This is a genomic window from Acetobacter sp. AC2005 (assembly GCF_037901235.1).
GTDB classification, from domain to species: domain Bacteria; phylum Pseudomonadota; class Alphaproteobacteria; order Acetobacterales; family Acetobacteraceae; genus Acetobacter; species Acetobacter oryzoeni.
Genome location: NZ_CP149625.1, coordinates 1099672 through 1114957 on the forward strand (window position 1 = coordinate 1099672; position 15286 = coordinate 1114957).

Annotated in this window: 11 protein-coding genes; 2 read left to right on the forward strand and 9 right to left on the reverse strand. The window is 48.5% G+C overall.

Going from position 1 to position 15286, the window contains the following annotated elements:
* The first annotated feature begins 274 nt into the window (after positions 1-274).
* On the forward strand, positions 275-481 hold the full coding sequence (locus QQM41_RS05425; protein WP_003623691.1) for a cold-shock protein: 207 nt from the start codon (positions 275-277) through the stop codon (positions 479-481).
* Positions 482-550: 69 nt separating this feature from the next.
* Here QQM41_RS05425 and QQM41_RS05430 read toward each other — a convergent pair whose 3' ends face one another.
* The 6 genes from QQM41_RS05430 to QQM41_RS05455 form a co-directional block, all read right to left on the reverse strand.
* The gene (locus QQM41_RS05430; protein ID WP_339077946.1) at positions 551-2035 is read right to left on the reverse strand and encodes an efflux transporter outer membrane subunit; all 1485 of its coding nucleotides are present in this window, start codon (positions 2033-2035) and stop codon (positions 551-553) included.
* A gap of 4 nt (positions 2036-2039) precedes the next feature.
* The gene (locus tag QQM41_RS05435) at positions 2040-5195 is read right to left on the reverse strand and encodes an efflux RND transporter permease subunit (RefSeq protein ID WP_050819031.1); all 3156 of its coding nucleotides are present in this window, start codon (positions 5193-5195) and stop codon (positions 2040-2042) included.
* Positions 5196-5200: 5 nt separating this feature from the next.
* On the reverse strand, positions 5201-6391 hold the full coding sequence (locus QQM41_RS05440; protein WP_128104779.1) for an efflux RND transporter periplasmic adaptor subunit: 1191 nt from the start codon (positions 6389-6391) through the stop codon (positions 5201-5203).
* A 498-nt stretch (positions 6392-6889) separates the two neighbouring features.
* Complete coding sequence (eat, locus tag QQM41_RS05445; protein WP_339077947.1) at positions 6890-8242, reverse strand: ethanolamine permease; 1353 nt, start codon at positions 8240-8242, stop codon at positions 6890-6892.
* Positions 8243-8274: 32 nt separating this feature from the next.
* The gene (eutC, locus tag QQM41_RS05450) at positions 8275-9060 is read right to left on the reverse strand and encodes an ethanolamine ammonia-lyase subunit EutC (protein WP_339077948.1); all 786 of its coding nucleotides are present in this window, start codon (positions 9058-9060) and stop codon (positions 8275-8277) included.
* Positions 9057-10445 (reverse strand): ethanolamine ammonia-lyase subunit EutB, encoded by a 1389-nt coding sequence (locus QQM41_RS05455; RefSeq protein ID WP_339077949.1) that lies wholly within the window; start codon positions 10443-10445, stop codon positions 9057-9059. Before QQM41_RS05455 ends, eutC begins: the two co-directional genes overlap by 4 nt.
* Positions 10446-10537: 92 nt before the next feature.
* Here QQM41_RS05455 and QQM41_RS05460 point away from each other — a divergent pair, with 92 nt between their 5' ends.
* Positions 10538-11683, forward strand: a complete 1146-nt coding sequence (locus QQM41_RS05460; RefSeq protein ID WP_339077950.1) for an AraC family transcriptional regulator — start codon at positions 10538-10540, stop codon at positions 11681-11683.
* Between the two features lie 25 nt (positions 11684-11708).
* Here the strand turns inward: QQM41_RS05460 and QQM41_RS05465 are convergent, their stop codons facing one another.
* The 3 genes from QQM41_RS05465 to QQM41_RS05475 form a co-directional block, all read right to left on the reverse strand.
* Positions 11709-12743 (reverse strand): sulfate ABC transporter substrate-binding protein, encoded by a 1035-nt coding sequence (locus tag QQM41_RS05465; protein ID WP_339077951.1) that lies wholly within the window; start codon positions 12741-12743, stop codon positions 11709-11711.
* A 26-nt stretch (positions 12744-12769) separates the two neighbouring features.
* Entirely contained in the window at positions 12770-14437 is a 1668-nt protein-coding gene (locus tag QQM41_RS05470) for a porin (RefSeq protein WP_339077952.1), read from the reverse strand.
* A 219-nt stretch (positions 14438-14656) separates the two neighbouring features.
* Positions 14657-14866: a hypothetical protein gene (locus tag QQM41_RS05475; protein WP_128104772.1), complete on the reverse strand. Its 210-nt coding sequence runs from the start codon at positions 14864-14866 to the stop codon at positions 14657-14659.
* Positions 14867-15286 lie beyond the last annotated feature (420 nt).

Below are 15286 nucleotides of genomic sequence, written 5' to 3' on the forward strand. Positions count from 1 at the left end.
TAAATTTTATACCGGTGTTTTGTTTAACTTTATAAATTCAAAAATAAAAATACTAAAAAGCGTTATTATACAGCCTGTTGGCCTAGAAATAATGATTTAATTTTGGGTAGCCCTCAGTTTATCCTTGCATTCCTTGTGTTTTGCGCACATTGATAGCGCAAGCGGATGCTTTTATCTGAGTCATCGGCGCATGTTGCGTCAGTTTTTCTCCTTAAAAGTTATGATTTCGTGTGTATTTTGTGCACGACCGCTGTTGTAAAAAAGGAGCCTTGTTATGGCAACAGGCACCGTAAAATGGTTTAACCCCACAAAGGGTTTTGGTTTCATTCAGCCGGACAATGGGGGACAGGACGCGTTCGTTCATATCTCTGAGCTTGAGCGCGCCGGTATGCATACCCTTACCGAAGGTCAGCAGGTTTCTTACGAGCTTGAAGCTGGCCGTAACGGCAAGACATCTGCAGTAAGCATTAAAGCAATCTAATTGCTTTAAGCTGCATATGATGCTGTAAAAAGCCGCCCTTTGGGGCGGCTTTTTATTTGCAATTTTGTATTACCCTTTTTCCTTCCAGCCACCGCCCAATGACCGGTAAAGCGTGACCAGATTTTGATATCTGAGTACATCTACCGAAATTTGATTTTGCTGTGCCTGTAAATAAGAACGCTGCGATTCCAGAGTTGTTAAGTAGGAATCTATTCCTGCCTCATAACGCATTTTGGCAAGACGATAAGCATCTCCCGAAGCATTTACCAAGGCATCCACTTCTTTCTGCTCATCCAGATATGCCTTTCTGCCAGCCAGCGCATCGGCTACTTCCCGAAATGCTGTCTGCACTGTTTTTTCATACGTCGTAATTTTGCTATCCCGGCGCGCTTTGGAGGCTTTCAGGTTTCCTGAATTCTGCCCCCATGTCCACAAGGGAATCTGGATGTTCGGGTTAACACCCCAAGTGGTTGCCGCAGATGTAAACAGCTTATGAAACTGCAAGCTGGAAATACCATCACTCGCCGTGAGTGTAATACGCGGGAAAAACGCAGCACGTGCCGCACCAATATCCGCCTGCGCAGACAACAGATCATGTTCAGCCTGCACAATATCCGGCCGACGGTTTAACAGATCCGATGGCAAACCAGCAGGCACATCTGCCAGAACAGTTTGCTGCCCCAAAAGAGAAGGTGGAGGTAAATCTGCAGGAATAGGCGCACCTATCAGCAGGCTGATAAGGTTTTCATCCTGCTCCACTTTTCTTTGAGAATCAGCCAGCAAACCAGCACTTTGCGCAACCTGCGTTTCTGACTGCCGAACAGTCAGTAGATCAGCTTCTCCGTGGTTATATTTATCCTGAATCAGCTGCAATGTGCTTTTCTGGCTGCTTAAGGTATTCTGCGCTAATGCAACAGCCTGCCTGTCACCCAACCATGCGATATAGGCATTAGCAACCTGTGCAATAATACTGATGGTAACACCACGCAGGTTTTCACGCTGGGCAAGTGTTTCTTCCGCTGCCTCCCGGCTCAGGGAACGAATACGGCCAAAGATATCAATTTCGTAAGCCGAAAACCCAATACCGCCCTGATAAAAACGGAACGGATCACGCGCCATACCATTGCTGGTTTTATCGGTATCCAAACCCGGAGCAAAGCTCAAACCCGCAGCATCAGAGGGAGCCTGATACATTGGCCCACCCGTTGCCCCAATGCTGGGGAATAAGCCAGCATGCTGGATATCATAACGCCCTTGGGCTTCTACAATGCTGGCCGCAGCCTGCCTGATATCTCTGTTTTCGCGCAGAGCAATGGTAATCAGCTGTTGCAAACGCGGGTCTATAAAGAAGTCCCGCCAGCCAATATCGGATGCTGCTTTTTGCAGCATGACATTATCTGTGTGCTGATAATCTGCCCATGTTTGTGCAAGCGGCGGCTGTGGCCGCTTGTATTTGGGTATCATGGTGCAGCCACCCAAAAGCCCGACAGACACTGCAAAACATGCAACCTGACGATACAAACGCGACTGACGTGATACGGAAAAATGCGTCATAGTTTTACTCGTGTCCGTCAGAATTCATAATCTGGGCGTGCGGGTCTGTGCGTTCGCTTATGCGCTTCACCTTGAAAAGCCGAAGAACAACCACAAAGAACACAGGCACAAAATAGACAGCCAGCAACGTTGCTGATGCCATGCCCCCCACCACGGCCGTGCCAATGGCAACACGCGCAGCAGACCCAGCACCAGATGCAATAGCCAGTGGAAATACGCCCACCACAAAGGCAATAGATGTCATCAAAATCGGGCGCAAACGTTCACGTGCAGCAGTGAGAACCGACTCTTCCAAGGATTTGCCTTGTTCAAAACCCATTTTGGCAAATTCAACAATCAGAATGGCATTCTTAACTGCCAACCCAACCGTTGTAAGCAGCCCCACCTGGAAATAGACGTCATTCGCCAAGCCACGCATCAACGTGGCAATAATTGCGCCAACAACCCCTAACGGAATAACCAGCAGAACCGCCAGCGGAATAGCCCAACTTTCGTACAACGCTGCCAGACACAACAGAATAACAATCATGGCCAGAGCATAAAGTGGACCTGTAGAAGACCCCGATGCATTCTGCTCGAAAGAGAGACCAGTCCATTCATACCCAATACCTGCGGGCAGCTTTTTCAGGATATTGGTAATTGTTGCCAATGCCTGCCCGGAACTATACCCCTCAGCGGGTTGGCCCAAAATTTCAAAAGCATTGAAGCTATTATAGTTTTCAACCTTCTGCGGGCCAGAAATCCAGTGGGCGCTTACAAAGGCATTTAGCGGCACCAATGTGTTCGTAAAGTTACGGATATACCATTTATCCAGATCCTGCGGCTGCATACGAGAGCTGGCAACACCTTGGATGTATACCTGTTTCACACGGTCATTCCGCGTAAACTGGTTCACGTAAATAGAGCCCAACGCCCCTTCAATAGTGGTATTGATATCATCAATTGTCACACCAAGGGCATTTGCTTTTTCCCGGTCAATATCCAGATGATACTGGCCGGCATCTTCCATGCCATTGGGGCGTACTGCCAGCAGGCTAGGGTCTTGCGCCGCCATACCCAGCACCATATTGCGGGCTTCCAGAAGTTTTTGATGGCCCAAATGCGCACGGTCTTCCAACTCAAGGTCAAAGCCCGTTGCGTTACCCAACTCCAGAACGGCTGGCGGGTTAAAGGCCAGAATCTGCGCTTTGGGGCTCCCCCAGAAATGCATCATAATCCGCATGGCAATTGCAGCAGAAGATTGCGATGCCTTGGGGCGGACAGACCAATCTTTCAAACGGATAAAGAACGCACCAGAGTTCTGGCCCTGCCCGGCAAAGTTAAAGCCGTTTACAGAATAAACAGATTCAACAGAATCAGCTTCCGTCTTCAGAATATAATCTGCAACAGCGTGGTTAATCTCGGCTGTTTTTTCCATCGGGGCATTGGGCGGCATAGTGATCTGCCCAAAAATCAGCCCTTGATCTTCATCCGGCAAAAAGCCGCCAGGCACCCGTAGGAACAAAACCACCACTACGGCTGTAATAAGAACAAAAGCCCCCATTGCCAGCATAAAGTGCCGCAGAAGATAGTTTACACCACCCAGATACCCATTGGTTAACCTTGCAAAGTTACGGTTAAACCACCCTGCCAAACCTTTGGTTTTTTCATGCTGCCCCGGCTTTAGCATAGTGGCGCACAGCGCTGGCGTAAGAACCATAGCCACCAGCACGGAAAGCCACATGGCCGAAACAATAGTAATGGAGAACTGCCGGTAAATAACCCCAACAGACCCAGAAAACGCAGCCATGGGCAGGAACACGGCAGACAGAACCAGCACAATGCCCACAAGCGCGCCCGAAATTTCATCCATGGAAACACGGGCAGCCTCACGCGGGGAAAGCTGCTTTTCCGTCATCACACGCTCAACATTTTCCACCACCACAATGGCATCATCCACCAGCAAACCAACAGCCAGCACCATGGCCAGCATGGTAAGTGTATTGATGGAATAGCCCAGCACATTCAGCAAACCGAACGTACCCAGCAACACAACGGGCACCGCAATGGTGGGAATAAGCGTGGCGCGGAAGTTCTGCAAAAACACCAGCATGACCAAAAAGACCAGACCAATGGCTTCCAGCAGTGTTTCAACCACTTCCTCAATAGAAAGGGTAATAAACGGTTCGGTATCCAGCGGATAAACAGTTTTCAAACCCGGTGGGAAAAACTGTTCCAGCTCATGCAACTGGGCACGCACTGCAGCTTCTGTTGCAATCTGGTTTGCGCCCGGCGCGAGTTTAAGCGCCATGCCCGAAGCCGGCATATTATTATAATAGGAATTGGTATTGTACGTCTGTGGGCCCAGCTCAACCTTGGCAATATCGCGGATACGCACCTGCGAGCCATCAGGCTGCACTTTCAGCAGAATTCTTTCAAACTCTTCTGGCGATGTCAGACGCTGCGGACCAATAATGGTGGCATCCAGCCGGATACCCTTGGTTGCCGGCAAACCGCCAAGTTCACCAGATGAAAGCTGGATGTTCTGGGTTTGAATGGCTGTTTCAACATCTCTTACTGTCAGGCCATAGTTAAACAGCTTGGCCGGATCCATCCAGATGCGCATGGAGTATTCAGAACCAAACAGCGTGTGGTCACCCACGCCGGAAACACGGCTGAGCGGGTCTGAAATATTGGACGCCACGTAATCGGCAATATCGCCACCGTTCATGCTGCCATCGGTGGAGATAAAAGCCACCACGAGCATGAAGTTCTTAACAGCTTTGGTAATGCTCAAACCCTGAGCAGTAACTTCCGTTGGCAGTTTGGGCTGCGCAAGCTGGAGCTTGTTTTGCACCTGCACCTGCGCAATGTCTGGATCTGTTCCCTGCGCAAAGGTCAGGTCAATTTCCATCTGACCAGACGCGTAGGACTGAGCCGAAATATATTCCAGATGATCCAGCCCAAACATCTGCTGCAAGATCGGGCGCACAACGGTATCGTTCACCGTATCAGCCGAAGCACCCGGATACGTTACACTGATGGCAATTTGCGGCGGCGCAATGCTGGGGTACTGGGAAATAGGCAGCCGAAAAATAGACAGCCCCCCAACCAGCATAATAATAAGACTGATCACCCACGCAAAAATTGGCCGATCAATAAAGAAGCGTGAAAGGCTCATGCTGGTTACTGGCTCTTTTGAGAGTTCTGATCTACGGGGCTGGCGGCATTGGCTGCTGGTTGTGGGGCTTCTTCGTGCGGATCAACCTTGGCGCCGGGCATTACTTTTTGTAGCCCTTCCACAACAATGCGTTCGCCTTCCTTCAGCCCAGATGTCACAATCCAATTGGTACCAACGGTTTGCCCTGTCGTGATCTGGCGCAGATCCACCGTGTTATCGGGTTTAACAACCCATACTTGAGGATCACCATGTGTATTCCGTATTACGGCATCCTGCGGCACCATAAGGGCTGCGGGGTCTATCCCTTCATCCAATTGGGCATGCACGTACATACCGGGCAGCAACAGCTTATCTGGGTTGGGCATAATGGCACGTACAATAACAGTGGCCGTAGCCGTATCCACATTCACTTCAGAAAGCGCCATCTGGCCTGTGTGTTCATAGACAGAGCCATCTTCCAGCGTGACCCTTACCGGAACTTTACCATCTTCCTGCCGTTGAATACGTCCTTCTGCCAGTTCACGCTTAAGCCGCAGCAACGTGATGGCCGGTAAATTGACGTCAACATATATAGGGTCCAGCCGCGTGATAATGGCCGTATTGTCTGTCTGGTTTGCTGTTACCAGCGCACCAACGGTTATCAGCGTACGGCTGATCCGGCCAGAAATGGGCGCATACATCTTTGTATAGCCCAGATTCACCTGTGCGCTTTCTACCTGCCCCTGTGCGTTCAGGATACGCCCTTGCGCTTCCTTTTCCGCTGCCACGGCATCATCGTAATCCTGCTGGCTAATGGCATGAGACTGCACAAGCCCGCGATAGCGATTCAGTTTGGCGCGCGCTGTAACTTCGGCTGCCTGGGCTTCTGCCAGTTGCCCACGTGCCGTGTCATACACTGCCTTATAACGTGAAGGATCAATTTGGTACAACTGCTGGCCAACAACAACATCCGCACCTTCACGGAACAGGCGTTTTTCAATAACACCTGTAACCTGGGGGCGAACCTGTGCAATTTCAAAAGCATCCGTACGACCAGGAAGAGTGGTATGTACCGCAACAGGCTGCTTTTTCATAACCTGAATCTGCACACTTTGCGGTGGCATTTCAGGGGTAGATGCCTTCTGATCGCATCCTGACAGCCCTATGAGCACACCCACAACAGCAGCATGGGTTAAACTACTGACTTCCCGCTTCATAAGGGAATCCTTTTAAGAAATTTTGAAATAATCGTTGCTCCAACATTTGCAGATACTGTTTTAAAATAACATCTTACTCACCCTGCACCTGCAAAAAACCATATGTTTTACCTGAACAATGCAAACCATTCAGAATACAATTCAAAGCCGCATAAACAAGATCATTTTAGTCCTGTTTCTTGCATAAATCTGCGGCTTGTCAAACACTATATTCATATCTGGCTTGCCTGAAACGCAACAATGCTACCGGGCTCTAGGAACTTCCGGCATAGCAGTCTGCATCTTGTCATGTCATGATCACTTTTGCGTGATTATATGCCTTTGCACGACAGTACATGCAAGGCTTGAGATGCATTTACATTCGCATTTACGCGAGAATAAATGGTTAAAAACAAAAAGTGTTATAACGCTTGGAATATACCTAAACGTTATAACACAGCACTAAACGGCCAATAAAATATAATCTAACAATACGTTACTGTATAATATTTGGCAGCATTAAAAATCTGACTGTGGTTTGCGCGAAAAGGCCATGAAAAGGCATGTAATAACCGCGATAAACCCAACATAGATGAAAAATATTGTCAGATTATAATAGATAACTGCCACAAGTGAGATAATGGCCCCCAGCAACGCAATTGCAGGCAAAACCGGATACAACGGTGCCCGATAAGGGCGAGACAAAGCAGGCTCTTTCAGACGCAAGCGAAACAGGCTGACCATGCTCAGCAGATACATGGTTAAAGCACCAAACACAGACATAGTTACCAATGTGGCCGTTAAGGACTGCCCATTGATAGAGATAATGTCATCCGAAAAAATTGCTGCAATTCCGATGCTGCCACCAGCCAACGTGGCCGTATAAGGCGTTTTGAAACGTGGATGCAGTTTACCCAATACAGCAGGCAGAAACCCAGCACGTGCCAATGCAAAGATCTGCCGCCCATACCCCATGATGATACCATGCAAAGACGCAACCAGACCAAACAGCCCCAGCCACACCAGCATGTGCAACCATCCGCTATTGCTGCCCACTACGGCCTTCATGGCCTGAGGCAAAGGGTCATTCAGGTTGGCAAGAGTATGCCAATCCCCCACACCGCCAGCAAAAAGCATGACACCAAATGCCAATGAAACAAGGGTAAGCACACCCGCAATATATGCAATAGGGATAGAACGGCGCGGATCTTTTGCTTCTTCTGCAGCCATGGCAACGCCTTCAATGGCCAGAAAGAACCAGATTGCAAATGGAACGGCTGCAAAAATACCGCCCATAGCTTCCCAGCCAAAATGCGGTGCAACACCCCAGCCATTCTGAAGAAAATTGTGCCATGAAAACGCAGGGGCCACGACCCCCATAAACACAAGAAGCTCGATAATAGCTGCAATTGTCACAAACAGTTCAAATGTTGCAGCAATGTGCACCCCCACAATATTCAGTGTCATGAACACCAAATATGCCCCCAATGCCGCAACTTTTGGAGAAAGGTGTGGAAACTGCACATTCAGATACGCACCAATAGCCAACGCAATAGCTGGTGGTGCAAAAATAAATTCCACCAATGTGGCAAGCCCAGCCAACAAACCACCCCAGCGCCCTAATGCCCGAAAACTATAGGCAAATGGCCCACCAGCGTGCGGAATGGCGCAGGTAAGCTCTGTAAAACTAAAGATAAACGCTGTGTACATAACGGCCACAAAAACTGTGGCTACCAAAAACCCTAAAGTTCCAGCCGTGCCCCAGCCATAACTCCAGCCAAAATACTCGCCGGAAATAACCAGACCAACAGCAATACCCCATAAATGGAACGTGCTGAGAGATTTATTGAGATGCGTTGAACCCTCGCCCATGCTTCAGTACATCCTTTTGTATCAGAGAATTATCAAGAAATTTTCGGTGTATTTTCGATTATTCCATTCTCTGGGGAAGAATCTTTCAAACCAATTCCTGTTTCTTTCAAACGCATGGCTTCCTGCATCAACCAGGTAAGTTTATCGGCCGCAGCAGACGTTGAAAGACCATATGAATGAATATTTGACAGACAGTTTCTGGAAGAATCTGGACAGCCCACATAAGGTGCGTATGTCAGATACACTCCCATACTGTCAGCTACACTTAGACCGGGGCGCTCCCCAATCATCATGACAACAATTTTTGCACCCATTTTCTGGGCAATTTCATCACCCAGAGCTACCCGGCTTTGCGTTGCCACAACCAAAGGTGCAATACGCCACCCAACCAACCGCTTGCACATAACCCTATACAGCGGCAGGGCTTCCTTTTGCGTTGCAATAGAAGATAGTCCATCCGCGGCAACAAACACCACATCCCATTGCCCATGAGGCAAAGCCTCAAGGGATGCAGCATTCAGCCTGCGCCCCAGATCTGGACGGCGCAAATACGTTTGCCTATCTTGCGCTTGGCTAGAAACGCAAATCACAGGCACATCTTCCATTTCTGCCTGTAAATGCGCAACATCCAAAGGAATATGCACAGCATCCCGCGCTTTGGAATGAGATTCCTGAAACGCCAAAACATCTTTTGTGCATTGTGCATTTCCTGAACGCTTCAAACCAATTCTGGCCCGCGTGAACTGCCGCAAATCCTGCCAGTCATCACGCTTTCCCAGTGGTGCTGAACCTGTAGAAAGCAGCTTTTTATCTATCATGCCGCACCTACCAACTGCCCTAGTCTGGTTTGTCCCGGTGCAATTTCTTTCATGCGGTTGTACTTGCTATCGTACAGCTCCATTTTTTCCAACCATGCCGCAAATTCTGGAGCAGGTTTTAAACCCAACAAATTGCGCAGTGTCAGAATGTCATGGAACGAAAGGCTTTGATAATTCAGCATCACATCATCAGCACCTGGCACTCCTATCAGAAAGGTAATGCCCGCTGTGCCAAGAAGCACCATCAAATTATCCATATCATCCTGATCGGCTTCAGCATGGTTGGTGTAACAGGCATCACACCCCATTGGCACACCTAACAGCTTGGCACAGAAATGATCTTCCAAACCGGCGCGGATAATCTGCTTTCCATCATACAGATATTCAGGACCAATAAATCCAACAACTGTGTTTACCAGTAAGGGATTATACGCACGGGCCACTGCATAGGCGCGTGCTTCTGCTGTTTGCTGATCCATACCATGATGCGCGTTAGCTGAAAGAGCCGCACCCTGGCCTGTTTCAAAATACATGACATTCTGGCCAACCGTGCCACGCTTAAGCCCTACAGCAGCATCTTGCGCTTCTGCCAGAATAGAAAGATTAATTCCAAACCCTTCATTTGCCTTTTGTGTACCAGCAATAGATTGAAAAACCAGATCTACCGCCCCGCCCTTATTCATGATTTCCAATGTATTGGTCACATGCGTCAGCACACAAGTTTGGGTAGGAATATCATAACGCTGGCGCGCATGATCCAACATGTCCAATAAGGCCATGCCATTTGCAACACTATCTGTAGCCGGGTTAATGCCAATAACGGCATCCCCCATACCATACAGCAGACCATCCAGTGTGGATGCCGCAATGCCTTTAAGATCATCCGTAGGATGATTAGGTTGCAAGCGGGAAGACAAACATCCTTCCAACCCAATGGTATTTCTAAAACCGGTGATTACACGAATTTTGCGTGCAACACTCATTAAGTCCTGATTACGCATCAGCTTGCTAACCGCCGCAGCCATTTCTGGCGTAATGCCCGGAGCAACAGCCGCCAGTGTTGCGGTATCAGCTTCATGCGAGAGCAGCCAATCCCGAAACTGCCCGACTGTCATATGTGCTAGCGGCGCAAAGGCTGCCTTATCATGCGTATCCATAATAAGGCGCGTCACTTCATCTTCCTCATACGGAACGAGAGCAACATCCAAAAAGGTCTGCAACGGAAGATCAGCCAAGGCATAGCGCGCTGCAATGCGCTGCACATCCGACTGTGCCGCAACACCAGCCAACTGGTCCCCAGATCGCTCGGACGATGCTACTGCCAGCAACGTTTTCAGATCATCGAAGCTGTATGTTTCACCCCCCAGAGTGCAACGATACACCATTGAAGGAACTCCTTAGCTACGCGCGAAAGAGATGTGATTCACTTTCTGCATGCATTCAAATCATATCTATTTCGGAATGATATCATAGAGAAATGATTTGCGACTTGACTGCTCGCTACATATTTTTAACATTTCACCACAAAGAAGGCTGCAGATTACACACCTGCTTCAGACAAAGGATTGCAATGTCTCCCCTGCCCGCCTTTTCTGCCTCTGGCGTTATGGCCGCCGCCGCTTCTGGCGCAGAAGGCTTTATTACAAGCCATGGGGGCGATATTGACCGCATTGCTGGCCGCGCGGGGTTAGCTCCGGGCAAGCTAGCCCTGCCCACAGATATGCTGAGCCTGAACGCATATTGCCGCCTGTTTACAGAAGCAGCAAAAGAAACCCAGCACGGCAATTTGGGCCTATGGTTTGGGCAGCAATTTCAACCTCAAACATTGGGGCTGATCGGGTTTGTGGCGCTTCTTTCCCCCACGGTAAAAGACGCCATTCGTAATCTTGCAACGCACTTTATGTATCATCAAAGCTGCACGCACACGCGCCTTGTACGGCAGGGCAACCTATTGCGGCTTGAATACGCCATTACAGATCCAACCATTACAGAACGCCGGCAAGACGCAGAACTCACACTCGGCATGTTCTGCAATGTGCTGCGCTATGCTTTAGGGCCTGCGTGGCACCCAGAAGAAGTGCATTTTGCACATACGCAACCCGAACAAGCGTACGAACATCGAAATGCCTTTCAGGCAAATGTTCATTTTGGCCGCCCCACCAATGCACTTATTTTCCGCGACATTGGTTTGGAACGCGCAATGCCGGATGCGCAACCGCATACGCTGGAAATTGTAAAAGCATCTCTTATCTCACTCGCCCGCAACGGGCACAGCACACCTCATCCGTACATATCTTTTAAAGAGCAGGTTTTGTTAGCACTTGAAGAGATTTTACCGGAAGGTGGACACCTCACCTTATTAGCTGCACGCATGAATATGCCGGCCTGGACTTTGCAAAGGCGTCTTGCTGACCATGGAATATCTTATTCTGATCTCGTGGAAACCACACGCTATAAACAAGCCTGTGCTTTACTGGAAAAGCCAGAATATGACATCAGCCAGATTTCCAGATTATTAGGATATTCAGAAACCAGTGCGTTTAGTAGAGCTTTTCGCAAATGGAGTGGTATTTCTCCACGCACATGGCGCCAGCAATACATGCCAGCGCCATCCAGCATCTAAGATCAAAAAATCTACGTCTCAGATATTATCTATAAAGGCTGTCAAAAATTCCACCATTTGAGAAATGGTCTTTTTGCAGCTTTGTCCATCCACCAAGGCTTGCAACATCAAAGGTTTCTACCTTAGGAAACACCTGCCCATATTCCGCCAATACTGCTGGGTCTACGGGGCGAAAATAATGTTTGGCGCCAATTTTTTGGCCTTCTGGGCTAAACAAAAACTCCAGATACGCTTTGGCAACAGCTTCTGTGCCATGTGCCTTCACATTTTTATCCACCAAAGAAACAGGTGGTTCTGCCAGAATGGTTTGTGAAGGTACAACAATATCAAACTGGTCTGGCCCGATATCACGTGCGGCCATTAATGCTTCGTCTTCCCATGCCAGTAAAACATCACCTAGGTGGCGTTGTACAAAACTGTTTGTTGCACCGCGTGCCCCGGTATCCAAAACTGGAACATGCTTAAACAAGTTTTTCAGATAATCTTTGGCCGCATCTTCCGAACCTTTATTCTGGTGCAATGCCCATCCCCATGCCGCCAGGTAATTCCAACGGGCACCCCCAGAGGTTTTGGGGTTAGGTGTAATAACCTGCACACCATCACGCACAAGATCCGGCCAATCCTTGATGTTTTTCGGATTTCCCTTGCGCACAAGAAAAACAATTGTGCTCGTATATGGTGTGGAATTGTGCGGCAGACGTGTTTGCCAATTCGATGCGATCAAACTTTTCTGCGCAAGCAAATCAATATCATAGGCCAAACCTAATGTGACCACGTCTGCGGGCACACCCTCCAGAACAGAACGCGCCTGTGCACCAGATCCCCCATGCGCTGTTTTGACAGTGACACTGTCTTCTGGATGTGCCTGATGCCAGACATTTGCAAAAGCTTTGTCCACATCAGCATACAACTCACGCGTGGGGTCATAAGAAACATTCAAAAGATTGAAAGAGGCTGCCTGTGCCTGCCCAGCATGCATACCCAAGAAGGCTCCGCCCCCTAAAGCAGCAGCCCCAACAAGCAGGCGACGACGAGAAAGAGAAAAGGCTTTGTTTTTCATGAGTATCAGACCTTCAAAACAGTTTTTCAGAATGCCGCCTGTACGCGGCCAACAACTGCATTTCCATCGCACCCAAACAGATTAACGCCACCAGATACACCCTTGGAACGCGTGACAATAAAGTGTGCGTAATCCAACATCACCTTGATATGCCGGTTAGGATACCAGTTAAACCCACCCTGCCAGACTGTTTGCTGGTTGCCGTTAACACCTTCTCCACCCTGATTTTCCGTGCCGTACAAGTCTGTCACACTCCAGCGCCCACTTACTTCCAGCGCGCCCCAGTGGCCGGTGGCCGGATCAAAGTCATACGTTACACCGGGTGTGGTAAATGCTGCCGTTTTCTCACTATACACTCGGGGAGTTCCCAAAAGTGTATAGTTTGCAGCTACATACCAACCATCAAACCCAAGGGAAGGCAGATGCACAGTTTGGGCCTGATGATCACGCTGTACGCCAATATGGTAGTATTCACCTTTCAGCAAAAAGCGCTTCCAACGTAATGCCAACTGTGGCCCAGCAGCCCAGATTTGCGCAACATCTGTAAGAGCGCCTGATGTTAACAGGCTGGTTTCCCCCAGCGGCACTTCCATATTGTCTGACAATTTCAACTGGCGACCACTACTGTTTTCATTAACCTTGAATACAGAAGTTGCACCGGCACCTACATGCACATCTATGTCTTTTGAAACATAAGGACGACCAGCCGCACGGATAACCGCACCTGTCTGGCTATCAACTATCGTGGTATCCTTGGAACGGTCCCCAAACTTTTGGCCCGTAAAATAAGCTGAAACAAGCCAACGTTTTTCGTAATGCTCACCACCAACACTAAAGCGTGCCACGCCACCAGCAAGATTACGCACCAGATCCACAATGGTGGGACGTTCCAGAAACTCAAAAGCGCCAGAACGCTCTGCACTTTCCTCTTCCATACGCGGCTGGAAGTACCCAACTGTTAGCGTTGTATTCCGCAACCCTGTGTAATTCAGGTTTGCTTCAAACAAGCCTACTGTTCCATCAACACTGCTGGACCCAAAATCTGGTGTGACGTTCACAACCCAATCTTTATACCGCCATGAAAGATAAAGCCGTAGACGACGTGCATTCTGTGTTAAAGAATTGAAATTACCTTTGGTTTCCCCATTGCGTGGGGACATACCAAAAAATCCGCCCACATCTTCCTGAGCTAGCAAGCCAATAGAAAACGCGTAGGCTTTATCATCCGATGCAATGGTTGGACGTCCTTTAGGAAAACCAACCTGAATGCCACCAATATGGACTGTTTCTTCCTTTGCTGAAGCAGCCTTGAATTCAGCCCATGAAGCCACTGGGCCTTCAGGCAAAGCCGGGTGACCTTCCGCCCCGGTGCGGGGGCCATGATGCACAGGATTTGAAGGCTCTTCTGCAAACACAGGCTGAGGTTCCTCTGCCCCAGCGGCCACAAGGTGCGGGTGCGTGGTGCGGGATGCAACCTTGGCATTGTTGCCCTTACTTTGCGCAACATGCTCATATCGTGAAACGCGCATTTGCAGGCGGTGGATTTCACCCTGCATGTCACGCCGCATCATGGCCATTTCACGCCGCAAAGCCGCAACTTCAGCTTCTGATGTTTCTGCATGTAATACGCACGGAAAAAACAGACCTGATATGGCTGTTGTCAGCAAAAAACCAGAGCGAACGGAACCAGTCATTAAGCGCCCCCAACAACCACTTTGGTTGTTTTTAACCCACATGGGAAATACTTGTTGTTTTACTTGAATACGATTTTACGTATATTATTTCGAACCGAGAACTATTTAGCTTGCAGAAGCCCTTCCTGTCAAAACATAAAACACTGTTTGGAAAGGCTTTTATTTCTGCATACGCCCAATAGCTCAGGCAGATTGCTTTAATACACGAAACACCTGTTTTTAGGTGCGCATCCCACCCCGCCCTTGGCTCCCACGCCGGAACACGCATGTAACAGACAAGATTGGATTATCCGTTTGCGTAAATCTGCTGTTATGTAAAGATTTTACGCTTTCATGCGCCGCATAAAAACGACGTGTGGAACGGTCTGCTTCCAAAATAACAGTACCCAAAAAAGTACCATTCACTTCGATAATCTGAGATTCCAGCATTGTAATGCCTCTGGATAAAGAACACACCCAGCCGGCAAACTGATTATCCGGCCAGATCAGGAAAAGAATATAGGCGTATATTCAAACGCCTTTGCAGCACGACATCGAGCCGCCCAGCACATTCGTAAACAAACCGGATACATGCACATCACCCTTTGTGATTCTGCTACGTTGTCACCTGAAAGACATTATGAGCAAACACACAACCACGCAATAATAAACCATCATGAATGGTTATTTTTTTTAACAACAAAAATCTACGCATGTTAATTTTTATTGTTAAATCAATCCTCTAACCAAAAACCCCTGTTCGGAAAAATTTTTATATCAGCAGACATCACCCCTGAGAATCGCGGAAAATTTTTTAACACGTCCATTTTTCGTATTTTTTTATTTCCAGCGATAGGATAGGTTTTAATA

Excerpts from the sequence above, each read along its gene's own strand:
- QQM41_RS05425 (WP_003623691.1), top strand. The coding sequence starts at position 275 with ATGGCAACAGGCACCGTAAAATGGTTTAACCCCACAAAGGGTTTTGGT.
- QQM41_RS05475 (WP_128104772.1), bottom strand. The coding sequence starts at position 14,866 with ATGCTGGAATCTCAGATTATCGAAGTGAATGGTACTTTTTTGGGTACT.
- QQM41_RS05455 (WP_339077949.1), bottom strand. The coding sequence starts at position 10,445 with ATGGTGTATCGTTGCACTCTGGGGGGTGAAACATACAGCTTCGATGAT.
- QQM41_RS05460 (WP_339077950.1), top strand. The coding sequence starts at position 10,538 with ATGATTTGCGACTTGACTGCTCGCTACATATTTTTAACATTTCACCAC.
- QQM41_RS05440 (WP_128104779.1), bottom strand. The coding sequence starts at position 6,391 with ATGAAGCGGGAAGTCAGTAGTTTAACCCATGCTGCTGTTGTGGGTGTG.
- QQM41_RS05465 (WP_339077951.1), bottom strand. The coding sequence starts at position 12,743 with ATGAAAAACAAAGCCTTTTCTCTTTCTCGTCGTCGCCTGCTTGTTGGG.
- eat (WP_339077947.1), bottom strand. The coding sequence starts at position 8,242 with ATGGGCGAGGGTTCAACGCATCTCAATAAATCTCTCAGCACGTTCCAT.
- eutC (WP_339077948.1), bottom strand. The coding sequence starts at position 9,060 with ATGATAGATAAAAAGCTGCTTTCTACAGGTTCAGCACCACTGGGAAAG.
- QQM41_RS05430 (WP_339077946.1), bottom strand. The coding sequence starts at position 2,035 with ATGACGCATTTTTCCGTATCACGTCAGTCGCGTTTGTATCGTCAGGTT.
- QQM41_RS05435 (WP_050819031.1), bottom strand. The coding sequence starts at position 5,195 with ATGAGCCTTTCACGCTTCTTTATTGATCGGCCAATTTTTGCGTGGGTG.
- QQM41_RS05470 (WP_339077952.1), bottom strand. The coding sequence starts at position 14,437 with ATGACTGGTTCCGTTCGCTCTGGTTTTTTGCTGACAACAGCCATATCA.